The following is a 23,275-nucleotide window of genomic DNA, read 5'->3' on the forward strand; positions in this document are numbered from 1 at the left end:
ATAAGAAATGAAGGGAAGTAATACTCTTCGAAAATCAAATTCAAACCACGTCAGCGTCGCCTTACCGTACTCAAGTACAGTTACGGCTAGCTTCCTAGTTTGCTTTTTGATTTTCATTGAGTATAAGTCAAGTAATCACTTTGAAGTTTCAAAGCTTAATTTTAAGTTTTCTTTAAGGAAAGTATATTATTCTGAAGAACTCTAAAATTTCACAGCCATTTATCGGTAATGACTACAGAATTCCTAGTCATTACTAGAAATGGACTAGTTTCTTTGAATAATAGAACTCCTTAAACCTTCTATTCTAGAACGGGAGGGTCGGTATTTCTTTCATGATAGGACTAGATTGTGGTATAATAGAGAGAATAAGTTTTTTTAGTAAGACAAAGGAGAAAATAGATGATTTATGCAGGAATTCTTGCTGGTGGAACTGGCACACGCATGGGAATCAGTAACTTGCCAAAACAATTTTTAGAGCTAGGTGATCGACCTATTTTGATTCATACAATTGAAAAATTTGTCTTGGAACCAAGTATTGAAAAAATTGTAGTTGGGGTTCATGGAGACTGGGTTTCTCATGCAGAAGATCTTGTAGATAAATATCTTCCTCTTCATAAGGAACGTATCATCATTACAAAAGGTGGTGCTGACCGCAATACAAGTATTGAGAAAATCATTGAAGCCATTGATGCTTATCGTCCGCTTACTCCAGAGGACATTGTTGTTACCCACGATTCTGTTCGTCCATTTATTACACTTCGCATGATTCAAGACAATATCAAACTTGCTCAAAATCATGACGCAGTGGACACAGTGGTAGAAGCGGTTGATACTATCGTTGAAAGTACTAATGGCCAATTTATTACAGATATTCCAAATCGTGCTCACCTTTATCAAGGACAAACACCTCAAACATTCCGTTGCAAGGACTTCATGGACCTTTATGGATCTCTTTCTGATGAAGAGAAGGAAATCTTGACAGATGCATGTAAAATCTTTGTGATCAAAGGAAAAGATGTGGCCTTGGCCAAAGGTGAATACTCAAATCTGAAGATTACAACCGTAACAGATTTGAAGATTGCAAAAAGTATGATTGAGAAAGACTAGTAAAATGATTAATCAAATTTATCAACTAACTAAGCCTAAGTTTATCAATGTCAAATATCAGGAAGAGGCTATTGAACAAGAGAATCATATCCTCATCCGCCCTAACTACATGGCTGTCTGTCATGCGGATCAGCGTTACTACCAAGGAAAACGTGATCCAAAGATTTTGAATAAAAAGCTTCCAATGGCAATGATTCACGAGTCATGTGGAACCGTTATTTCTGACCCGACAGGAACCTATGAGGTTGGGCAAAAAGTTGTCATGATTCCCAATCAGCCTCCTATGCAGAGTGATGAAGAATTTTATGAGAACTACATGACAGGGACCCATTTCTTGTCCAGTGGCTTTGATGGCTTTATGAGAGAGTTTGTTTCTCTCCCTAAAGACCGTGTGGTGGCTTATGATGCTATTGAAGATACGGTTGCAGCCATTACAGAGTTTGTCAGTGTCGGCATGCACGCTATGAATCGTCTATTGACCCTTGCTCATAGCAAGCGGGACCGAATCGCCGTTATCGGAGATGGAAGTTTAGCATTTGTGGTTGCCAATATTATCAACTATACTTTGCCAGAAGCAGAGATTGTGGTTATTGGTCGTCATTGGGAAAAATTGGAACTTTTCTCATTTGCCAAAGAATGCTATATTACTGATAATATTCCTGAAGATTTGGCCTTTGACCATGCTTTTGAGTGTTGTGGTGGTGATGGTACTGGACCAGCAATTAATGACTTGATTCGCTATATTCGTCCTCAGGGAACGATTCTTATGATGGGAGTTAGCGAGTATAAAGTGAATCTCAATACACGCGATGCCTTAGAAAAAGGCTTGCTCTTGGTTGGGTCCTCTCGTTCTGGTCGCATTGATTTTGAAAATGCTATCCAAATGATGGAAGTCAAGAAATTTGCCAATCGTCTTAAAAATATCCTTTATCTAGAAGAACCTGTAAGAGAAATTAAAGATATTCACCGTGTCTTTGCAACCGATTTAAACACAGCCTTTAAAACAGTGTTTAAGTGGGAAGTATAAGTGCTGGAGGTTAATTGTGGAGAAAATCATTAAAGAAAAAATTTCTTCCCTACTTAGTCAAGAAGAGGAAGTCCTCAGTGTTGAACAACTGGGGGGAATGACCAATCAAAACTATTTGGTCAAAACAACAAATAAGCAATACATTGTTAAATTCTTTGGTAAAGGGACAGAAAAGCTTATCAATCGACAAGATGAAAAGTACAATCTTGAACTACTAAAGGATTTAGACTTAGATGTAAAAAATTATCTTTTTGATATTGAAGCTGGTATCAAAGTAAATGAGTATATCGAATCTGCGATTACGCTTGATTCAAGGTCAATCAAGACTAAATTTGACAAAATTGCTCTAATATTACAAACTATTCATGCTTCTGGCAAGGAATTAAGAGGAGAATTTGCTCCTTTTGAAGAAATTAAAAAATACGAATCCTTGATTGAAGAGAAAATCCCTTATGCCAACTATGAAGTTGTTCGAGAAGAAGTCTTCTCCTTAGAGAAAAGACTGGCTGACTTAGGTGTTGACAGAAAATCTTGTCATATCGATTTGGTCCCTGAAAACTTTATCGAATCACCTCAAGGACGTCTATATCTGATTGACTGGGAATATTCATCAATGAACGATCCAATGTGGGATTTGGCTGCTCTCTTTTTAGAGTCTGAATTCACTCGTCAAGAGGAAGAAGCCTTCTTATCTCACTATGAGAGTGAGCAAACACCTGTCTCTCGTGAAAAGATTGCCATTTATAAAATTTTACAAGATGCTATTTGGAGTCTATGGACAGTCTACAAAGAAGAGCAAGGTGCAGATTTTGGTGACTATGGTGTGAGTCGTTACCAAAGAGCTGTTAAAGGTTTGTCATATTATGGAGGTTCAGATGAAAAATAAAAATGGAGTTTCTTTTGGTCTACTCTCAGGTATTTTCTGGGGTTTAGGTCTAACGATTAGTGCTTATATCTTTTCGATTTTTACAGATTTGTCGCCCTTTGTGGTGGCCGCTGCTCACGATTTCTTGAGTATCTTTATCTTACTAGCTTTTCTCTTGGTAAAAGAAGGAAAAGTTCGTCTCTCAATTTTCTTAAATATTCGCAATGTCAGTGTTATCATTGGAGCCTTGCTAGCTGGTCCTATCGGAATGCAGGCCAACCTTTATGCGGTTAAGTATATCGGAAGTTCCTTAGCTTCATCTGTGTCGGCTATTTACCCTGCAGTTTCAGTTTTATTGGCTTTCTTCTTTTTGAAGCACAAGATTTCAAAAAATACTGTGTTTGGGATTGTCTTGATTATTGGAGGGATTATTGCTCAGACCTATAAGGTTGAACAGGTCAATTCTTTCTACATTGGGATTCTCTGTGCTTTGGTTTGTGCTATTGCATGGGGAAGTGAGAGTGTTCTTAGCTCTTTTGCCATGGAAAGTGAATTGAGTGAAATCGAAGCCCTCTTAATCCGTCAAGTAACTTCATTCTTGTCCTATCTTGTGATTGTGCTCTTCTCTCATCAGTCATTTGCAGAAGTGGCCAATGGACAATTGCTAGGTCTCATGATTGTCTTTGCAGCCTTTGATATGATTTCCTATTTGGCTTATTATATCGCTATCAATCGCTTGCAACCAGCCAAGGCTACAGGCTTGAACGTGAGCTATGTAGTATGGACTGTCTTGTTTGCAGTTGTTTTCTTGGGTGCACCACTAGATATGCTGACAATTATTACGTCACTTGTCGTCATTGCTGGAGTTTATATTATTATTAAAGAATAAAGGAGATTCGTGTGAAAGCCATCATCTTAGCAGCGGGATTGGGAACTCGCTTGCGTCCTATGACTGAAAATACCCCTAAAGCCTTGGTTCAGGTTAATCAAAAACCTTTGATTGAATACCAAATTGAGTTTCTCAAAGAAAAAGGAATTAATGACATCATCATCATTGTTGGTTACCTTAGAGAACAATTCGATTACTTGAAAGAAAAATACGGAGTTCGCCTCGTTTTCAATGATAAATACGCTGATTACAATAACTTTTACTCTCTCTATCTTGTAAAAGAAGAATTAGCTAACAGTTATGTTATCGATGCCGATAATTATCTCTTTAAAAATATGTTCCGCAATGATTTGACACGTTCTACTTATTTTAGTGTTTATCGTGAAGATTGTACCAACGAATGGTTCTTGGTCTATGGAAACGACTACAAGGTTCAAGATATTACTGTTGATAGCAAGGCAGGTCGCATCCTTAGTGGTGTATCCTTCTGGGATGCTCCAACAGCAGAAAAGATTGTCAGCTTTATCGATAAGGCATATGCAAGTGGTGAATTTGTTGATCTCTATTGGGACAATATGGTTAAGGATAATATCAAAGAGCTAGATGTCTATGTTGAAGAATTAGAAGGCAATAGCATCTATGAGATCGATAGTGTCCAAGATTATCATAAATTAGAAGAAATTCTTAAAAACGAGAATTAAAGATCCCAACATCTGGCTAAAATAGTCGGATGTTTTTTTGATTTTTTACGAATAAATAGATGAGTAGAAAAAGAAATGGAGATATTTATGAAAATCACAAACTATGAAATCTATAAGTTAAAAAAATCAGGTTTAACCAATCAACAGATTTTGAAAGTCCTAGAATACGGTGAAAATGTCGATCAAGAACTTTTGTTGGGTGATATCGCAGAAATATCAGGTTGCCGAAATCCAGCAGTTTTTATGGAATGTTATTTTCAGATAGATGATTCGCATTTGGAGAAAGAGTTTCAAAAATTTCCATCTTTCTCTATTTTAGATGACTGTTACCCTTGGGATTTGAGTGAAATATATGATGCGCCTGTACTTTTATTTTACAAGGGAAATCTTGACCTCTTGAAATTTCCTAAGGTAGCGGTCGTGGGAAGTCGTTCTTGTAGCAAACAGGGAGCTAAGTCAGTTGAAAAAGTCATTCAGGGCTTGGAAAATGAACTGGTTATTGTCAGTGGCTTAGCCAAGGGTATCGATACAGCAGCTCATATGGCAGCTCTTCAGAATGGCGGAAAAACCATTGCAGTGATTGGAACAGGATTGGATGTGTTTTATCCTAAAGCCAATAAACGCTTGCAAGACTACATCGGCAATGACCATCTGATTCTCAGTGAATATGGACCTGGCGAACAACCTCTAAAATTTCATTTTCCTGCCCGTAATCGCATCATTGCTGGACTTTGTCGTGGCGTGATTGTAGCAGAGGCCAAGATGCGCTCAGGCAGTCTCATTACCTGTGAGAGAGCAATGGAAGAAGGACGCGATGTCTTTGCTATTCCTGGTAGCATTTTAGATGGACTATCAGGCGGTTGCCATCATTTGATTCAGGAAGGGGCAAAATTGGTCACCAGTGGGCAGGATGTTCTTGCAGAATTTGAATTTTAATACTCTTCGAAAATCTCTTCAAATCACGTCAGCTTCACCTTGCCGTAGGTATGGTTACTGACTTCGTCAGTCTCATCTGCAACCTCAAAGCAGTGCTTTGAGCAACCTGAGGTTAGTTTCCTAGTTTGCTCTTTGATTTTCATTGAGTATAAGAAGAAAGTCCGCTTACTAGACAAACTTTTCTTCTATATATAGTAGCTAAGTCTTGACAGTTATGGCAAAATGGTTTACACTTTATAAAGTTTATTACTTTGAAAAGGTGTGATACTGTGGCTACGGCAACAAAAAAGAAAAAATCAACAGTTAAAAAAAATCTAGTAATCGTGGAGTCGCCTGCTAAGGCCAAGACGATTGAAAAATATCTAGGCAGAAACTACAAGGTTTTAGCCAGTGTCGGGCATATCCGTGATTTGAAGAAATCCAGTATGTCCGTCGATATTGAAAATAATTATGAACCGCAATATATCAATATCCGAGGAAAAGGTCCTCTTATCAATGACTTGAAAAAAGAAGCTAAAAAAGCTAATAAAGTCTTTCTGGCGAGTGACCCGGACCGTGAAGGAGAAGCGATTTCTTGGCATTTGGCCCACATTCTCAACTTAGATGAAAATGATGCCAACCGTGTGGTCTTCAATGAAATCACCAAGGATGCGGTCAAAAATGCTTTCAAAGAGCCACGCAAGATTGATATGGACTTGGTTGATGCCCAACAGTCACGCCGTGTCTTGGACCGCTTGGTAGGCTATTCGATTTCGCCTATTTTGTGGAAGAAGGTCAAGAAGGGCTTATCAGCAGGGCGCGTCCAGTCCATTGCCCTTAAACTCATCATTGACCGTGAAAATGAAATCAATGCTTTCCAGCCAGAAGAATACTGGACAATTGATGGCGTCTTTAAAAAGGGAACCAAGCAATTTCAGGCTTCCTTCTATGGAGTAGACGGCAAAAAGTTGAAACTGACTAGCAATGATGAGGTTAAGGAAGTCTTGTCTCGTCTGACCAGTAAAGATTTTTCAGTAGATCAGGTGGATAAGAAAGAGCGCAAACGCAATGCTCCTTTACCCTATACCACTTCATCTATGCAGATGGACGCTGCCAATAAAATTAACTTCCGTACTCGAAAGACTATGATGGTTGCCCAACAGCTCTATGAAGGGATTAATATCGGTTCTGGTGTGCAAGGTTTAATTACCTATATGCGTACCGATTCGACTCGTATCAGTCCAGTGGCGCAAAATGAGGCAGCAAACTTTATTACGGACCGTTTTGGTAGCAAGTATTCTAAGCATGGTAGCAAGGTCAAAAATGCTTCAGGAGCTCAGGATGCCCACGAGGCTATTCGCCCGTCTAGCGTTTCTAATACACCTGAAAGCATCGCTAAGTATCTGGATAAGGATCAGCTCAAGCTTTATACTCTTATCTGGAATCGTTTTGTAGCGAGTCAGATGACAGCTGCTGTCTTTGATACCATGGCTGTTAAATTGTCGCAAAATGGGGTTCAATTTGCTGCTAATGGTAGTCAGGTTAAGTTTGATGGTTATCTTGCCATTTATAATGATTCTGACAAGAATAAGATGTTACCGGACATGACTGTTGGAGATGTAGTTAAGCAGGTTAATAGCAAACCAGAGCAGCATTTCACTCAACCACCTGCTCGTTATTCTGAAGCGACACTGATCAAGACCTTGGAGGAAAATGGGGTTGGCCGTCCGTCAACCTACGCACCAACCATTGAAACTATTCAGAAACGTTACTATGTTCGCCTTGCATCCAAACGTTTTGAACCGACAGAGTTGGGAGAAATTGTCAACAAGCTCATCGTTGAATATTTCCCAGATATCGTAAACGTAACCTTCACAGCTGAAATGGAAGGCAAACTAGATGATGTAGAAGTCGGAAAAGAGCAGTGGCAACGTGTTATAGACGCCTTTTACAAACCATTCTCTAAAGAAGTCGCCAAGGCTGAAGAAGAAATGGAAAAAATCCAAATCAAGGATGAACCAGCTGGATTTGACTGTGAAGTGTGTGGCAGTCCAATGGTCATTAAACTTGGTCGTTTTGGTAAGTTCTACGCTTGTAGCAATTTCCCAGATTGCCGTCATACCCAAGCAATCGTAAAAGAAATCGGTGTTGAGTGTCCAAGTTGTCATCAGGGACAAATCATTGAACGTAAAACCAAACGTAATCGCCTCTTCTATGGTTGCAATCGCTACCCAGAATGTGAATTTACCTCTTGGGACAAGCCTGTTGGTCGTGACTGTCCAAAATGTGGCAACTTCCTCATGGAGAAAAAAGTTCGTGGTGGTGGCAAGCAGGTTGTTTGTAGCAATGGCGACTATGAAGAAGAAAAGATTAAATAAGTGGAGAGTCCTGAAAGTGTATTTCAGGCTCTTTTGATTAGAACTTGACAAAATTCATCATTGTATGCGAAACTAGAAGAAGATTATTTTAACTAGGAGAAGTTATGCGTATTATTTATCTTATTATTGGTTTTTTATCACTAGCTTTGGCTATTGTTGGAGTTGTCTTGCCCTTGTTGCCCACAACACCTTTCCTTTTGCTGTCTATCGCTTGTTTCTCTAGAAGTTCCAAGCGCTTCGAAGATTGGTTGTATCATACCAAGCTTTACCAAGCATATGTAGCTGATTTTCGCGAGACTAAGTCTATTGCGCGTGAACGTAAGAAAAAAATCATTGTTTCTATCTACATCTTGATGGGAATTTCCATTTATTTTGCACCTCTTTTACCAGTCAAAATCGGTCTGGGAGCTTTGACCATCTTTATCACCTACTATCTCTTTAAAGTCATTCTAGACAAAGAATAAAAAAATAGTAGCAATTTTCCTTGATATAAATGAAAGCATATTCACAACAATATGATATAATAAATTCAAAGTAATCTTCAAGGAGAATCAAATGATTTACGAATTTTGTGCTGAAAATGTGACCTTGCTTGAAAAAGCGATGCAGGCTGGAGCTCGAAGGATTGAACTTTGTGACAATCTAGCAGTTGGTGGGACAACACCCAGCTACGGAGTGACCAAGGCAGCAGTTGAATTGGCAACCAACTACGATACGACCATTATGACCATGATTCGTCCCCGTGGTGGCGACTTTGTCTATAATGATATGGAAATTGCTATCATGCTAGAAGATATTCGATTGACTGCTCAGGCTGGAAGTCAAGGGGTTGTATTTGGTGCTTTAACTGCTGATAAGAAGTTGGATAAGGCTAATATTGAGAAGCTGATTGCCGCATCTAAAGGAATGGAAATTGTCTTCCACATGGCCTTTGATGAATTGAGTGATGAAGACCAGTTAGAAGCCATTGACTGGCTCAACCAAGCTGGTGTAACCCGTATCTTAACTCGTGCTGGAGTATCTGGTGACTCGCTAGACAAACGTTTTGCTCACTATCACAGAATTTTGGAACATGCTAAAGGTAAAATTGAAATTCTACCAGGTGGGGGGATTGACTTGGACAATCGTCAAACCTTTATCGACCAGTTGGGTGTGACACAATTGCATGGAACCAAGGTTGTCTTTTAAAAAATAGAAAGGAACTGCTAGCTTTGGGTAGCAGTTTTCACTTATGTTTGAAATTTTTAAATCCTATCAGTTTAATCAAGAAAAGGCTCGTGCCTATGGTTTTGTAGAAAATTGGGAAGTCTGGACTTATAGTTGCCAGATTTTGCAGGGTGACTTTGTCATGACAGTCTCCATCACTACTGATAATGTGAGTTTTCAGGTCTTTGACCGGGAAACGGGCGATCTCTATCCTCAAGTCCATATGGAAAGCATGAGGGGAAGTTTTGTAGGAAGTGTCCGTGAGGCTTGTTTGGATATTCTTTACCAGATACGGAAGACTTGTTTTGATGTTCAGGATTATATCTGTCCTCAGACTAAGCGTATTATGGCTCAGGTTCAGGAAAAGTATGGAAACCAGTTGGTCTACCTGTGGGAGAAATCGCCTGATACGGCAGTATTAAGACACGAAGGAAATAAAAAGTGGTATGCCGTCTTGATGAAAATCTCTTGGGATAAGCTGGAAAAGGGCAGAGAAGGACAGGTGGAAGCAGTCAACCTCAAACATGACCAAGTAGCTGACTTACTTTCAAAAAAGGGCATTTATCCAGCCTTTCATATGAACAAACGCTACTGGATTAGTGTGGCGCTTGATGATACTTTATCAGACGAAAAAGTACTGGAATTGATAGAAAAAAGTTGGAATTTAACCTCTAAAAAATGAAATATTTCAAGATTTTTTAAGAACTTTCAATTAGCAAAATATTCTCTATTGAAGAAATTTTCAGAAAATATTGGATTTTTTCTTGACAAGCGCTTTTGCCTATGCTAAAATACTAAACAAGATATCAAACAAAGGAGAAAGTCAAACATGAAAACAGCTAAGTTTAATCAATTCGCTTTGTTGTTGAGGTACTCGGGCTAGTGCAAAAAGCATTAGTCCTGTTTGGCTTACCAAGCGGGAGTAAATCAACATCTCGCTTGGATCTCTAAGCGAGATGTTTTTTTTACAACCATATTTGGAAAAGGGGAAATCTTATGCGAACAGTTGAATTTCTAGATACCAGCCTTCGGGATGGAGAACAGACACCGGGTGTTAACTTTTCAATCAAGGAAAAAATTGCCATTGCAAGACAGCTTGAGAAATGGGGCATTTCAGCCATTGAAGCTGGTTTTCCAGCGGCTAGTCCAGACTCATTTACGGCAGTGCAGGAGATTGCTAAGGCCTTGAAGAAAACAGCGGTGACTGGGTTAGCACGTTCTGTCAAGTCTGATATTGATGCTTGTTACGAGGCACTCAAGTATGCCAAGTATCCACAGGTTCACGTTTTTATCGCTACCAGTCCAATTCACCGCAAGTATAAACTCAATAAGAGCAAGGAAGAGATTTTGGAAGCTATTAAGGTGCATGTTTCTTATGCCCGTTCTAAGTTCGAGATTGTCGAGTTCTCTCCTGAGGATGCGACTCGAACAGAGTTGGATTTCCTCTTGCAAGTTGTTCAAACAGCGGTTGATGCTGGGGCGACTTATATCAATATCCCTGACACGGTAGGATTTACCACACCAGAGGAATACGGAGCTATCTTCAAACACCTGATTGAGAATGTCAAGACAGATCGTCAGATTATCTATTCACCTCACTGTCATGATGACCTCGGAATGGCAGTGGCTAATAGCCTTGCTGCTGTTAAGAATGGGGCCGGACGAGTAGAGGGGACTATCAACGGTATTGGTGAGCGAGCTGGTAATGCTGCTTTGGAAGAAATTGCAGTTGCTCTCAATATTCGCCAAGATTACTATCAAGCAGAAACTAGTATTGTTTTAAATGAAACCATCAATACGTCAGAAATGGTTTCTCGCTTCTCAGGAATTCCAGTTCCTAAAAACAAGGCCGTCGTTGGAGGTAATGCCTTCTCTCACGAATCTGGCATTCATCAAGATGGAGTCCTTAAAAATCCTCTTACTTATGAGATTATCACACCTGAATTGGTCGGTGTTAAGAGTAATAGTCTTCCGCTTGGAAAATTGTCTGGTCGCCATGCCTTTGTTGAGAAACTAAGAGAACTAGCCCTAGACTTTACAGAAGAGGACATCAAACCACTCTTTGCTAAGTTCAAGGCTCTGGCTGATAAGAAACAAGAAATCACAGATGCAGATATTCGAGCGCTGGTCGCTGGAACCATGGTTGAAAACCCAGAAGGCTTCCATTTTGATGATTTACAACTGCAAACCCATGCAGATAATGACATTGAAGCGCTTGTTAGCCTGGCTAATATGGATGGTGAGAAAGTCGAATTTAATGCGACAGGACAAGGTTCTGTTGAGGCTATCTTCAACGCTATTGACAAATTCTTCAATCAATCCGTTCGCTTGGTGTCTTACACTATCGATGCGGTGACGGATGGAATCGATGCCCAAGCTCGGGTCTTGGTCACTGTTGAAAATAGAGATACAGAAACCATCTTTAATGCAGCAGGGCTTGATTTCGATGTGTTGAAGGCTTCGGCTATTGCCTATATAAACGCTAATACCTTTGTTCAAAAAGAAAATGCTGGTGAGATGGGACGCAGTGTTTCCTATCGTGACATGCCTAGTGTGTAAAGGAGAAGGCTATGACAAAGAAAATAGTAGCTCTAGCAGGAGATGGAATTGGCCCAGAAATCATGGAGGCTGGTTTAGAAGTCCTGGAAGCTCTAGCTGAAAAAACAGGTTTTGACTATGAGATTGATAGACGACCTTTTGGAGGTGCAGGTATCGATGCTGCAGGGCATCCCTTACCTGATGAAACCCTCAAAGCATGTAGAGAAGCAGATGCCATTCTCCTAGCTGCTATCGGTAGTCCTCAGTATGATGGGGCAGTGGTTCGGCCTGAACAAGGCTTGCTGGCTCTCCGTAAGGAACTCAGTCTCTATGCTAATATTCGCCCTGTAAAAATCTTTGACAGTCTTAAGCATTTGTCACCTCTTAAACCAGAACGAATTGCTGGTGTAGACTTTGTTGTGGTGCGGGAGTTGACAGGTGGGATTTATTTTGGGGATCATATTCTTGAAGAGAGAAAAGCGCGTGATATCAATGACTATAGCTATGAGGAAGTGGAGCGAATTGTTCGTAAAGCCTTTGAAATTGCAAGAAATCGCAGAAAAATCCTTACTAGTATCGATAAGCAAAATGTGTTAGCAACTTCAAAACTCTGGCGGAAAGTAGCTGAGGAAGTCGCACAGGATTTTCCAGATGTGACCTTGGAACACCAGCTGGTGGACTCAGCTGCCATGCTTATGATTACCAATCCTGCCAAGTTTGATGTCATCGTGACGGAGAATCTTTTTGGAGATATTCTCTCTGATGAATCAAGCGTCCTATCTGGCACACTTGGAGTTATGCCATCAGCCAGTAATTCTGAAAATGGACCAAGTCTCTATGAACCCATTCACGGTTCAGCACCTGATATTGCAGGCCAAGGAATTGCCAACCCTATTTCCATGATTTTATCAGTGGCCATGATGTTGAGAGATAGTTTCGGACGTTATGAGGATGCAGAGCGTATCGAGCATGCTGTTGAAGCCAGTCTGGCAGCGGGAATTTTAACGAGAGATATAGGAGGTCAGGCTTCGACCAAGGAAATGACAGAAGCTATTATTGCAAGGTTATGAAGTTAGATGAAAAAATTACTCTAGTCCTTTTGATTTGGAATGTCATGGTTTTCTTGATTTATGGTATTGACAAATCCAAGGCAAGGAGAAGAGCTTGGCGCATCCCAGAGAAAATCTTACTTATTTTAGCCCTTTCTTGTGGTGGTTTTGGTGCTTGGTTAGCAGGAATCACTTTTCACCATAAGACTCGAAAATGGTACTTTAAAACAGTTTGGTTTCTTGGGATGGTGACTACACTAGTAGCCTTATATTTTATTTGGAGGTAATGGATGGCAGGAAAATCGATTTTTGATAAATTATGGGACCGTCATGTCATCACAGGAGAAGAGGGGCAACCCCAACTCATGTATGTGGACCAGCACTATATCCACGAAGTGACCAGCCCTCAAGCCTTTCAAGGATTACGAGACGCAGGACGCAGATTGAGACGGCCAGACTTGACATTTGGAACCTTTGACCACAATGTCCCGACGGTCAATATCTACGATATTCGAGATGTGATTTCTAAAGCACAAATTGATAAGCTAGCTGAAAATGTTGAGGAGTTTGGGATTGAACATGCGGCCCACGGTTCTGAAAAGCAGGGGATCGTTCACATGGTTGGTCCAGAAACAGGACGAACCCAACCAGGAAAATTCATCGTCTGTGGGGATAGCCATACAGCAACTCACGGGGCTTTCGGAGCGATCGCCTTTGGAATTGGAACTAGTGAGGTCGAACATGTCTTTGCGACACAGACCCTCTGGCAGGTCAAACCCAAGAAAATGCTGGTGGAATTCACTGGAGTTCCTCAAAAAGGAGTTTATTCCAAGGATTTCATTTTAGCCTTGATTGCCAAGTACGGCGTTGCCTGTGGTGTTGGCTATGTGGTGGAATATCGGGGACAAGCGATTGATGCACTGAGCATGGAAGAGCGAATGACTATCTGCAATATGTCCATCGAGTTTGGTTCTAAGATGGGGATTATGAATCCGGACCAAACCACCTATGACTATCTTAAGGGACGAGAATGTGTTCCAGAGGACTTTGAAGAGGCTGTGGCGGATTGGAAAACAATTGTCAGTGATGAGGATGCCGTTTATGACAAGGTTATCCGGATGGATGTCTCAGACTTGGCTCCCATGGTAACCTGGGGAACCAACCCTGCTATGGGTGTTGACTTTGACAGTAGATTCCCAGAAATTAAGGATATGAATGATGAACGAGCCTACAATTATATGGATTTGGAGCCTGGTCAAAAGCCAGCAGATATTGAACTAGGCTATATCTTTATCGGTTCATGTACCAATGCTCGTCTCAGCGACTTGCAACTGGCGGCGCGATTTGTCAAAGGGAAGAAAATAGCTCCTAACTTAACGGCTATCGTGGTTCCGGGCTCTCGTCCTGTCAAACGAGCTGCTGAGAAGTTGGGATTGGATAAAGTTTTCTTAGATGCTGGCTTTGAATGGAGAGATCCCGGTTGCTCCATGTGTCTAGGAATGAATCCTGACAAGGTACCTGATGGCGTTCACTGCGCCTCAACCAGCAACCGCAACTTTGAAGACAGACAGGGCTTTGGTGCTAAAACCCACCTCTGCAGTCCAGCCATGGCAGCTGCGGCAGCTATTGCAGGGCGTTTCGTAGATGTTCGGCAAATGCCAGAAGCCCAGTAAGGAGAGGATATGGAGAAATTTACAGTTTATACGGGAACGACCGTTCCTCTCATGAATGATAACATCGACACTGACCAAATCCTACCCAAGCAGTTTCTCAAGTTAATCGATAAGAAAGGCTTTGGTAAGTACCTCATGTATGCTTGGCGTTATCTGGACGACAAGTATACTGAGGATCCTGACTTTGTCTTTAACCGGCCTGAATATCGCAAAGCCAGTATTCTCATTTCAGGGGATAACTTTGGGGCAGGTTCTTCGAGGGAACACGCAGCTTGGGCCTTAGCAGACTATGGTTTTAAGGTTGTGATTGCAGGGTCTTTCGGTGACATTCATTACAATAATGAACTCAATAATGGCATGTTACCAATTGTTCAGCCCAGAGAGGTTAGAGAAAAGCTAGCCCAGCTCAAACCGACTGACCAGGTAACTGTGGACTTGGAACGACAAAAAATCATCTCACCAATTGGAGAGTTCACTTTTGAAATTGATAGCGAGTGGAAACACAAGCTCTTAAATGGTTTGGATGATATCGGAATTACCTTGCAGTATGAAGATTTGATTGCTGCTTATGAAAAACAACGACCAGCCTACTGGCAGGATTAGAAGAAAAATAGAAAAGGAAATAGAACTATGACAAAACACATTCAATGGAACGGAACACTTTCACAAGAAGGATATGACATTTTAAAAGGTGAGGGCGGTTGTATCGTTTGTCCTACAAAAGTTGGCTACATTATTATGACTAGCGACAAGGCAGGACTTGAGCGCAAGTTCGCAGCTAAAGAACGTAACCGTAACAAACCAGGTGTGGTTCTCTGTGGTAGCATGGATGAGCTTCGCGCTTTAGCACAACTCAACCCAGAAATTGAAGCCTTCTACCAAAAACATTGGGATGAAGATATTCTTCTTGGTTGTATCCTTCCTTGGAAACCAGAAGCTTTTGAAAAACTCAAAGCATACGGTGATGGTCGTGAAGAGCTGATGACTGACGTGCGTGGAACGAGCTGTTTTGTTATCAAATTTGGTAAAGCTGGTGAACAATTGGCTGCCAAACTTTGGGAAGAAGGCAAGATGGTTTATGCCTCATCAGCTAACCCATCTGGAAAAGGAAACCGTGGTAAAGTAGAAGGTATTGGAGAACGCATCGAAAGGGCAGTTGACCTTGTTATCGAGGCAGACGACTATGTGGCATCTATCCAGCCTGACAAAACGATTGAAACTCGCTACGAGCAAGGTGTGATGGTCTCTATGGTTGATAAATACGGTAAACTCATCCCAGAACAAGGAGGAGCACGTTCAACTTCACCAGCTCCAGTTGTAATCCGCAAAGGGCTTGACATTGATAAGATTATGATGCACCTGTCAGACACCTTTAACTCATGGGACTATCGTCAGGGTGAGTATTATTAGAATGTAGAAGAAGTGGGGAGAAAATAATCTCTCCTCTTTCTTTTTTATTCATACAAGAAAATCCGAACAATAAATTTTGATTTATAAAAATATTTGACAAAAACTGTACTTTGATTTATAATTAATTAAGGAAACGTCGGAAAAGGCGTAGTGATGCGAGAGCATAGGTAGGTCATTACAAAAGAAACGAGACATCGATATGTTAAATGAATTTCCAATTTTTGATTACGAAGATATTCAATTGATTCCAAATAAATGTGTCATTAAAAGCCGTGCAGAAGCGGATACAAGTGTCACTTTAGGAAAGCACACCTTTAAACTACCTGTTGTGCCAGCTAATATGCAGACGATTTTAGATGAAAATGTAGCAGAGCAACTGGCTAAAGGTGGTTACTTCTATATTATGCATCGTTTTGATGAAGCGGGGCGCATTCCTTTTATTAAACGAATGCACGATCAAGGGCTCATTGCTTCTATCTCTGTCGGTGTTAAGGATTATGAGTATGATTTTGTTAGCCAGCTCAAGGCTGATGCTCCAGAATACATCACAATTGACATTGCTCATGGTCATGCAGATAGCGTGATTTCTATGATTCAACACATCAAGAAAGAATTGCCAGATACTTTTGTCATTGCTGGAAATGTGGGAACACCAGAAGCTGTGCGTGAATTGGAAAATGCTGGTGCGGATGCTACTAAGGTCGGAATTGGTCCTGGTAAGGTTTGTATCACCAAGGTCAAGACTGGTTTTGGTACAGGTGGTTGGCAGTTGGCTGCTCTACGTTGGTGTGCCAAGGCTGCACGTAAACCGATTATCGCTGATGGTGGAATTCGTACTCATGGTGATATTGCCAAGTCTATCCGCTTCGGTGCCAGCATGGTCATGATTGGTTCTCTCTTTGCAGGACATATTGAAAGTCCAGGGAAAACGATTGAAGTCGATGGTGAACAGTTCAAAGAATATTACGGTTCAGCCTCACAATATCAAAAAGGTGCTTACAAAAATGTGGAAGGCAAACGTATCTTGCTTCCTGCAAAAGGCCATCTACAAGACACTTTAACTGAGATGGAACAAGACCTTCAAAGTGCTATCTCCTATGCAGGTGGACGTCAGGTTGCTGACCTTAAACACGTTGATTATGTTATCGTGAAAAACTCAATCTGGAATGGGGATGCTTCTCACTAAGACGGGCTATCTGTCTAGAAAAAAACTTGTTATTAGAGCAAATTTCTGTTATAATAAAACAAGTTTCCACCCTTAGTGTAATGGATATCACGTAAGATTCCGGTTCTTGAGATGGGGGTTCGATTCCCTCAGGGTGGATGTAAATAGCTCAGGAGTCTGAGTAGAAATATAAAAGATAAAGACGCATTATATCATGTCTAGACAAGAAGACCTTGATATGATGTGTTTTATGTTTTTATATTCGATAAATTATTTAACAGCCCTCTTTCTGATATTATACGTTAGAGGCAGTAATATACATAAGAAGGTAACTTCTAAAACTAACTTCCAGTTTCCCACACCCTAGCATTTAGTATAAGAAAAACGCGTGAAATCAGTGGAAATCCGTCTTAGACTAACTTCCACTGGTTTTCTTTTTCTTGATATATACAGGTTCAAAAGCGAAAAGACTCAGAAAAAAGTGCACGACAAATAGCCCTAAAACAGAGTCGTCTTAGAGTAAATTCCAGTTGCTAGCGTTTAGTGTGAGACTTTTCGATGGTGATAAGATGTGTAGTTAGAGGGGAAAATTCCCTTTATTTCAATAAATCAGGTGATAAGTGTGTGTCTTCTGGTTTGACAAATTGACAACCCAGAAGAGCAGCGATGTCCTCACCAAATGTGAAGGTGAAGACGTCGTAAGCAGATTTTCCTTGAAACTCTTCTCGTTTCAAGGAATTGACATGAGAAATGACTAGATTGACGTCTTTCTGAGTCAGCTGGTCAAAGGAAGTGCCCTTGGGAAGAATGGCTCGCAAAACTGTATGGTTCTTCTCAATCCGCCCCTTCTGGTCAGGACGGCTAGGGTCGCAGAAGTAGAGGTGAGACTTCCCATCAATGTCTCGCTCAAGCTCCTCCACATAGGAGAACTCAGATCCGTTGTCCGTGAGAATGACAGGGAACAGCTGATGGAAGGCATACCCTCCGTCCATGACTCTTTCTTTCAAAGCTGCGAATTTAGTGGCGACCTCCAGAGCAGTCTTGTTGTCCAAAAGCAAGGCGAAGAGGAAGTTGCAGAAGGAAACGTTGAAGGTGAGCAGTAGCTTTCCACCAGGTCTGCCGATGACCGTGTCCATTTCCAACCATTTGAAGAAATCATCTGTTTCTCGTAACTCTTGGAAATCTTGGTAGGTCCGCCCAATTTTTAGCTCTTTGGGAATAGCTACTTTTCTGGATTTTCTGCGTGCCTTGAACTTGACCATCCGAGGGAAATCAATGGGCTTGGCTGTTAGATATCCCAGCTTGGCATGCCGATACACCGTAGCTTTCGACACAGGTAGGTTATGTGTCTGAATGATATGGTAGATGCTTTGTTTCTTCTGGATGCCTTGGGTTAAGACCTTGTCCATCTGATAAAAACTTTCCTTGTTTAGAGGAATGCCCTCTCTGGACTCCCTCAACATAGTCTTGTACTGTTCCTGGGCCTTTTTGGCGTAGTAAAGATAGCGGTTAAAGCCACAATCCGTCCTCTTTTTTGGACAGTTGTTACAGACATAAGGAGCTTTTTTGAGAAGTGGGCAATCCGTGCAATCAGATTTGACGGATGTTGGATGCATGATGCGATTGCGCTTGATTTCCTTTGAAATCGTTGATGGGTCTTTTCCTATTTTCTCAGCGATGGAACGGAAAGTCTCCTGTTGGGTGATTCCAGTTTGGATGTCAATACGGTCTTCTAGAGTGAGATGTTTTTGTTTTTTCGTCATGAGGTGCCTCCTTACGAAAAGTCTCAGACTTAATTCTAGCATCATTCGTCGTCTGAGACTAACTTCCAGTTTTGGGAGAGAGGTGGAAGTTACTTTGAGAAGTTACGATATACATAAGAAATAAAATATTTCGGGTGTCAAACTTGTCTAATTATGAGCAAAATGATATACTAAAATCAATAACCTGTTTTTCTTTCTCATTTAGTTACTCAGGTTAATATATATATATATGGAGTGTTAAAAATGTTTTCAAATAAAAAAGAAATTTTTTCTATTCGTAAATTAAAAAACGGTCGTTCAGACTCAGTAAAAATAGGAACTCTTGGGCTCATTATGGGTGCTGCTATCGCTTTGTCTGTCAATACTCAGTCTGTAGAAGCTGCTATTATTGATAATAAAGATGGGACAACTACTATATCAAATAGTAAGGGCTCTATTACAGTAGACACAGCAAATGTGAAAATTGAGAGTGATGATTATAGTGATGGTGGGCTTGCTTCAAAAGATTTTGATCCTAATCCCAAACCGACAGAAACAGGTACGGAAGAAATTACTAAAACCGGTAAGGTAGACTACAAATATGTCTCAACTGATAAAACGGTTTTAGAAGAAAATAAAAATCAAGATGCAGGCTTTAAAAAACAAATTACGGTAGGTTACGAAGTATACGGAAAATCAGGAAAAGTCTTCAAAACATTAACAGGTAACAACATTACCGATGATGAGTTAGCTAAGGCAAAAGAGAACGGTGCAGTAGGAAAAGATACGATTGAAAAAGATGGCACTACGTATCATAAAATTGGGGATCCAGCTGTAGAAATTACAGGTGATGGAGGAGGGGTATACTCTGACTCTACTCTTGGAACTGTGACTGCAAAACTAACTTCTGAAGGTCTTATTCAAAATGATGGGAAAATTAACCACAGTGGGGTTAAACCAGGAGGTCGTACTTGGATTGTCGAAGAAACTGGTAAGGGGACTTACGGCAAATATGTAGTAGCCAACACGCCAGCTACTAGCTCTGATAAATGGTTAGAGGACACCTTTAAGGCAGGAGAAGCTACGGCTAAAGAATATACTTCTGACAATATCGCTAAAGATGGTGGTGTCAAGGAAGGAGATTATGTCTTCGTATTAGAAAAAAATACCTTTGTAACAGCTGGACATGACATAACGAGTTTTACCTATGTCGTGCAGTTTCCTACAGCAAATAATATATCTAGTCTTCATGAATTGTATGAGGCAATCAATGTTCACAAAGACAATCCCGATGGCCTTAGTCATGAAAAAACTAGAGCTTTTTTAAAAGGCTATTTAGCTTACATCAAAGAAAAAGGTTTGCAAAATACAGAAGGGAATATGAAAAGATACCTTGCGTTTTCATATTTCGATCAACCTGGAGTCGAAGACTCAGACAAGGAAGATACCCTGGATTCCGAAAAGAGACCAACTACTGCTACAATCTTTGATCCCGATAGAGACATCAATGTAAGTAATGAATCTGGATATGACGAAGGAGATGGGTATGAACTCTACTTCAATCTAGTCGTTAAAGGCCCTGTTAGTGAGAAGTATAACTATCGTACAGCCTATACACCGCTTCGTGCTTATCGTTTAGGTAGTGGTCGTACTACTATCACCTACACTTATAGTCCTGAAGTAACTCGTAGAGTTGAAAAGAAAGGCTCGGTTACCGTACATTATCAAACAGAAGATGGAACAACTCTTAAATCTTCATATAATGATACTGTTGATGCTGTAGTAGAAGTTGAAACAAAAACTTACTATCTTGATGAGCATAATCAAGAAGTAGTTGTCAGTACAAACAAAACTGCAGAGAACGTTCAATATAATACAAAAGAAAACGATACTGAAAAGCCTCAAAAATTGGAAGCAAATGGTTCTGTTTACTATTTAGACGAGACTAAAACAAAAACTACAGTAAATGGTGTTCCCAAAACTTCACCAGCAGAAGAAGGTTCTGTTGTAGAAGGAACTACAGAAGTAACCTATGTCTATGAAAAAGCTGGCTCAGTCCTTGTTCACTATGTTGATACAAAAGGCAATCCTCTCCAAGGAACCAATGAAAATCAACAACCAGTGACTCCAACAGTTACGGATACTGATAATGCCAAAGCCGGAACTGACTACGATACAAGAGATCAAAAACCAACAAGCATTACTACAGCAGATGGTAAAGTATATAAACTGGTTTCTCAAAGTACTAGAGGGAATGAAACAGGCAAGGTTGTAGCAGGACAAACTCTTGAAGTCACTTATGTTTACCAAGAAGCTAAAGGGAATGTTCTAGTTAAATACGTAGATGAAAAAGGAACTCCATTAGCAGGAACAGCTTCAATGCCTGGAAATACAACTGAAGCAGTAACAGCAGACGGAGTAAAAGCAGTCACTGAAGCAGAGTTAGGCACAAGTTATGATAATAAAGTAGCTGAGAAAAAAGCTACTAAGATTACAACAGCAGATGGAAAAGTATATGAACTTGTAAAAGAAAATAATGGATTATACAATACATCAGCGCCAGAAACAGGAACAGTAACAGAAGCTGATAAAGTAGTAACATTCGTCTACAAAGAGAAAAAATCAGCAGTAAATGTGAAGTATGTTGATAAAGCTGGACAACCAATCGCTGGAACAGCAACAATGCCTAATAATTCAACTGAAGAAGTAACAGTTGATGGATTAAAACCTGTAACAGATGCAAGTGTAAATTCTGACTATGATGTTACTAGTAAAAAAGCATCTAAGATTACCACAGCAGATGGAAAAGTTTATCGACTAATTGCTGATAGAGATGGTTTACAAGCAGGATCTAAACCAGCAGCTGGTACAGTAGAAGAGAACGAAATCACTGTAACTTATCAGTATGAGTTACTAGGAAGTGTAGTGACTAAATATGAATTATCAGATGGTACGAAATTAACAGGTGTATTAACATTTGATGATGCTACAACTCCAACTACAGTAGAAGACAAAGGTTTAGCTGTTGCCAATGCGACAGATGTATCAAATGGTACCAATTATGATGCAAGCACTCCAGCTAATAAGCCGAACAAGATTACAACAGCAACTGGAGAAGTATACTACTTAACAACTTCAAATGACGGAGTAAAAGCAGATTCAGCACCAGTTACTGGAACAGTAGAAGAAGGTAAAACAAAAGAAGTTACTTATGTCTACGAAAAAGCCGGTTCAGTAGTCATCAAATACATTAATACAGACGGTACTGAAATTAAAACATCTGTACAAGATTCTACAAATGTTAAAGCAGGAACAGCATATAACGCAGCTGAAAATGATGAAAAACCAGCAACAATTGAATTTAACAACACGAAATATAAACTAGTTACCAAAGCAGGTACTACTACAACTAATGCAACTTACTCTGCCGAAGCAGTCGTAACAAACGGAGAAAACGTTGGAACTGTGGAAGGGCAAGTAGTAGCAGGAAAAACACTTGAAGTAACATATGTTTATACAGAAGTAACTGGAGACGTAGTGGTTCACTATGTTGACACAGAAGGTAATGTAATCGCTGAAGATAAAGAAGATACTAAAGGTGCTTCTCTAAACGCTAAATACGACACAACTGACAACAAGCCAGAGAAAATCGAAAAAGCCGGAATTGTTTACTACTTAACAGAAAAAGCTCTTAAAGCCGGCTCTAAACCAGAAGAAGGTCTTGTTGTAGAAGGAACTACAGAAGTAACCTATGTCTATGAAAAAGCCGGATCAGTAGTAGTTCATTATACAGATCAAGAAGGTAATCCAATATCAGGAACAGATCCAGAAGGAAATAATGTCCCTGAAACTAATAATGATACAACAGATGGTAGACCAGGAACAGAATACAATACTGCAGATAACGGAATGAAACCAAGCCGTATCACAACTGCAGAAGGAAAAGTATACAAATTGGTTGAAGCTTCAACTAAAGGAAATGAAACAGGCAAGGTTGTAGCTGGAGATACTGTAGAAGTAACATACGTGTATAAAGAAGTAAAAGGTAACGTAGTCGTTAAGTATGAAGATACTGAAGGTAACGTAATCGCTGAAGACGAAAAAGACGAAACAGATGCTTCTCTAAACGTTAAATACGATACAACAGACCACAAAAAAGATGAAATTACTAAAGACGGTGTTAAATATTACCTAACAGCTAAAGCACTTAAAGACGGTTCTAAAGAAACTGGAGACGTAGTAGAAGGAACAACAGAAGTAACCTATGTCTATGAAAAAGCCGGTTCAGTCCTTGTTCATTATGTTGATACAGAAGGCAATCCTCTTCAAGGAACCAATGAAAATCAACAACCAGTGACTCCAACGGTTACGGATACTGATAATGCCAAAGCCGGAACTGACTACGATACAAGAGATCAAAAACCAACAAGCATAACTACAGCAGATGGTAAAGTATATAAACTGGTTCCTCAAAGTACTAAAGGTGATGAAACAGGCAAGGTTGTAGCAGGCCAAACTCTTGAAGTGACTTATGTTTACATTCTGGAAAATGCCGTACCAGAACCTAAACCAGAGCCTAAGCCAGAACCTAAACCAGAACCTAAGCCAGA

General features: G+C 40.3%; 19 protein-coding genes and 1 tRNA gene. 19 read left to right on the forward strand and 1 reads right to left on the reverse strand.

Going from position 1 to position 23,275, the window contains the following annotated elements:
* Window positions 1–399: 399 nt before the first annotated feature.
* The 18 genes from HT696_RS06645 (at window position 400) to HT696_RS06730 (ending at window position 17,082) form a co-directional block, all read left to right on the forward strand.
* Window positions 400–1,107, forward strand: a complete 708-nt coding sequence (locus HT696_RS06645) for a 2-C-methyl-D-erythritol 4-phosphate cytidylyltransferase (RefSeq protein ID WP_024057711.1) — start codon at window positions 400–402, stop codon at window positions 1,105–1,107.
* 4 nt (window positions 1,108–1,111) lie between these two features.
* The gene (locus HT696_RS06650; protein ID WP_172922424.1) at window positions 1,112–2,134 is read left to right on the forward strand and encodes a ribitol-5-phosphate dehydrogenase; all 1,023 of its coding nucleotides are present in this window, start codon (window positions 1,112–1,114) and stop codon (window positions 2,132–2,134) included.
* A 16-nt stretch (window positions 2,135–2,150) separates the two neighbouring features.
* Window positions 2,151–3,020 (forward strand): phosphotransferase, encoded by an 870-nt coding sequence (locus tag HT696_RS06655; protein ID WP_173283450.1) that lies wholly within the window; start codon window positions 2,151–2,153, stop codon window positions 3,018–3,020.
* On the forward strand, window positions 3,010–3,888 hold the full coding sequence (locus HT696_RS06660; protein ID WP_000791832.1) for a DMT family transporter: 879 nt from the start codon (window positions 3,010–3,012) through the stop codon (window positions 3,886–3,888). Before HT696_RS06655 ends, HT696_RS06660 begins: the two co-directional genes overlap by 11 nt.
* An 11-nt stretch (window positions 3,889–3,899) precedes the next feature.
* The gene (locus tag HT696_RS06665; RefSeq protein WP_173283451.1) at window positions 3,900–4,589 is read left to right on the forward strand and encodes a sugar phosphate nucleotidyltransferase; all 690 of its coding nucleotides are present in this window, start codon (window positions 3,900–3,902) and stop codon (window positions 4,587–4,589) included.
* An 87-nt stretch (window positions 4,590–4,676) separates the two neighbouring features.
* Entirely contained in the window at window positions 4,677–5,525 is an 849-nt protein-coding gene (gene dprA, locus HT696_RS06670; RefSeq protein WP_173283452.1) for a DNA-processing protein DprA, read from the forward strand.
* 269 nt (window positions 5,526–5,794) lie between these two features.
* Window positions 5,795–7,882, forward strand: a complete 2,088-nt coding sequence (gene topA / locus HT696_RS06675) for a type I DNA topoisomerase (RefSeq protein ID WP_173283453.1) — start codon at window positions 5,795–5,797, stop codon at window positions 7,880–7,882.
* A 104-nt stretch (window positions 7,883–7,986) separates the two neighbouring features.
* Window positions 7,987–8,346 (forward strand): YbaN family protein, encoded by a 360-nt coding sequence (locus tag HT696_RS06680; protein WP_173283454.1) that lies wholly within the window; start codon window positions 7,987–7,989, stop codon window positions 8,344–8,346.
* Window positions 8,347–8,437: 91 nt separating this feature from the next.
* Window positions 8,438–9,070 (forward strand): copper homeostasis protein CutC, encoded by a 633-nt coding sequence (locus tag HT696_RS06685; protein WP_094753109.1) that lies wholly within the window; start codon window positions 8,438–8,440, stop codon window positions 9,068–9,070.
* A gap of 43 nt (window positions 9,071–9,113) precedes the next feature.
* A complete protein-coding gene (locus HT696_RS06690) occupies window positions 9,114–9,770 on the forward strand; it encodes an MmcQ/YjbR family DNA-binding protein (RefSeq protein ID WP_173283455.1) in 657 nt (218 codons plus the stop codon).
* Window positions 9,771–10,084: 314 nt separating this feature from the next.
* Complete coding sequence (locus HT696_RS06695; protein ID WP_173283456.1) at window positions 10,085–11,647, forward strand: 2-isopropylmalate synthase; 1,563 nt, start codon at window positions 10,085–10,087, stop codon at window positions 11,645–11,647.
* Between the two features lie 11 nt (window positions 11,648–11,658).
* Window positions 11,659–12,696, forward strand: a complete 1,038-nt coding sequence (gene leuB, locus HT696_RS06700; protein ID WP_173283457.1) for a 3-isopropylmalate dehydrogenase — start codon at window positions 11,659–11,661, stop codon at window positions 12,694–12,696.
* The gene (locus HT696_RS06705) at window positions 12,693–12,962 is read left to right on the forward strand and encodes a DUF1294 domain-containing protein (RefSeq protein ID WP_173283458.1); all 270 of its coding nucleotides are present in this window, start codon (window positions 12,693–12,695) and stop codon (window positions 12,960–12,962) included. Before leuB ends, HT696_RS06705 begins: the two co-directional genes overlap by 4 nt.
* A gap of 3 nt (window positions 12,963–12,965) precedes the next feature.
* Window positions 12,966–14,348: a 3-isopropylmalate dehydratase large subunit gene (leuC, locus tag HT696_RS06710; RefSeq protein ID WP_173283459.1), complete on the forward strand. Its 1,383-nt coding sequence runs from the start codon at window positions 12,966–12,968 to the stop codon at window positions 14,346–14,348.
* A 9-nt stretch (window positions 14,349–14,357) separates the two neighbouring features.
* Window positions 14,358–14,951, forward strand: a complete 594-nt coding sequence (gene leuD / locus HT696_RS06715; protein ID WP_084928461.1) for a 3-isopropylmalate dehydratase small subunit — start codon at window positions 14,358–14,360, stop codon at window positions 14,949–14,951.
* A 27-nt stretch (window positions 14,952–14,978) separates the two neighbouring features.
* Entirely contained in the window at window positions 14,979–15,758 is a 780-nt protein-coding gene (locus tag HT696_RS06720; RefSeq protein WP_084928462.1) for a Sua5/YciO/YrdC/YwlC family protein, read from the forward strand.
* A 199-nt stretch (window positions 15,759–15,957) separates the two neighbouring features.
* Window positions 15,958–16,944 (forward strand): GMP reductase, encoded by a 987-nt coding sequence (locus tag HT696_RS06725; RefSeq protein WP_049546505.1) that lies wholly within the window; start codon window positions 15,958–15,960, stop codon window positions 16,942–16,944.
* Window positions 16,945–17,010: 66 nt separating this feature from the next.
* Window positions 17,011–17,082 (forward strand) — tRNA-Arg (locus HT696_RS06730).
* A gap of 437 nt (window positions 17,083–17,519) precedes the next feature.
* On the opposite strand, the gene HT696_RS06735 is transcribed toward HT696_RS06730, so the two are convergent.
* Complete coding sequence (locus HT696_RS06735) at window positions 17,520–18,686, reverse strand: IS30 family transposase (protein ID WP_000163013.1); 1,167 nt, start codon at window positions 18,684–18,686, stop codon at window positions 17,520–17,522.
* A 243-nt stretch (window positions 18,687–18,929) separates the two neighbouring features.
* Here HT696_RS06735 and HT696_RS06740 point away from each other — a divergent pair.
* Window positions 18,930–23,275: MucBP domain-containing protein (locus HT696_RS06740; protein WP_173283460.1), on the forward strand; the 4,346-nt coding region annotated here is incomplete at its 3' end.

The sequence above is a fragment of the Streptococcus sp. 9903 genome (assembly GCF_013276625.1).
Taxonomy (GTDB): Bacteria; Bacillota; Bacilli; order Lactobacillales; family Streptococcaceae; genus Streptococcus.

Excerpts from the sequence above, each read along its gene's own strand:
- HT696_RS06680 (WP_173283454.1), top strand. The coding sequence starts at position 7,987 with ATGCGTATTATTTATCTTATTATTGGTTTTTTATCACTAGCTTTGGCT.
- HT696_RS06645 (WP_024057711.1), top strand. The coding sequence starts at position 400 with ATGATTTATGCAGGAATTCTTGCTGGTGGAACTGGCACACGCATGGGA.
- HT696_RS06735 (WP_000163013.1), bottom strand. The coding sequence starts at position 18,686 with ATGACGAAAAAACAAAAACATCTCACTCTAGAAGACCGTATTGACATC.
- HT696_RS06720 (WP_084928462.1), top strand. The coding sequence starts at position 14,979 with ATGACAAAACACATTCAATGGAACGGAACACTTTCACAAGAAGGATAT.
- HT696_RS06690 (WP_173283455.1), top strand. The coding sequence starts at position 9,114 with ATGTTTGAAATTTTTAAATCCTATCAGTTTAATCAAGAAAAGGCTCGT.
- leuD (WP_084928461.1), top strand. The coding sequence starts at position 14,358 with ATGGAGAAATTTACAGTTTATACGGGAACGACCGTTCCTCTCATGAAT.
- leuC (WP_173283459.1), top strand. The coding sequence starts at position 12,966 with ATGGCAGGAAAATCGATTTTTGATAAATTATGGGACCGTCATGTCATC.
- leuB (WP_173283457.1), top strand. The coding sequence starts at position 11,659 with ATGACAAAGAAAATAGTAGCTCTAGCAGGAGATGGAATTGGCCCAGAA.
- HT696_RS06705 (WP_173283458.1), top strand. The coding sequence starts at position 12,693 with ATGAAGTTAGATGAAAAAATTACTCTAGTCCTTTTGATTTGGAATGTC.
- HT696_RS06725 (WP_049546505.1), top strand. The coding sequence starts at position 15,958 with ATGTTAAATGAATTTCCAATTTTTGATTACGAAGATATTCAATTGATT.
- HT696_RS06650 (WP_172922424.1), top strand. The coding sequence starts at position 1,112 with ATGATTAATCAAATTTATCAACTAACTAAGCCTAAGTTTATCAATGTC.
- dprA (WP_173283452.1), top strand. The coding sequence starts at position 4,677 with ATGAAAATCACAAACTATGAAATCTATAAGTTAAAAAAATCAGGTTTA.
- HT696_RS06695 (WP_173283456.1), top strand. The coding sequence starts at position 10,085 with ATGCGAACAGTTGAATTTCTAGATACCAGCCTTCGGGATGGAGAACAG.
- HT696_RS06685 (WP_094753109.1), top strand. The coding sequence starts at position 8,438 with ATGATTTACGAATTTTGTGCTGAAAATGTGACCTTGCTTGAAAAAGCG.
- HT696_RS06660 (WP_000791832.1), top strand. The coding sequence starts at position 3,010 with ATGAAAAATAAAAATGGAGTTTCTTTTGGTCTACTCTCAGGTATTTTC.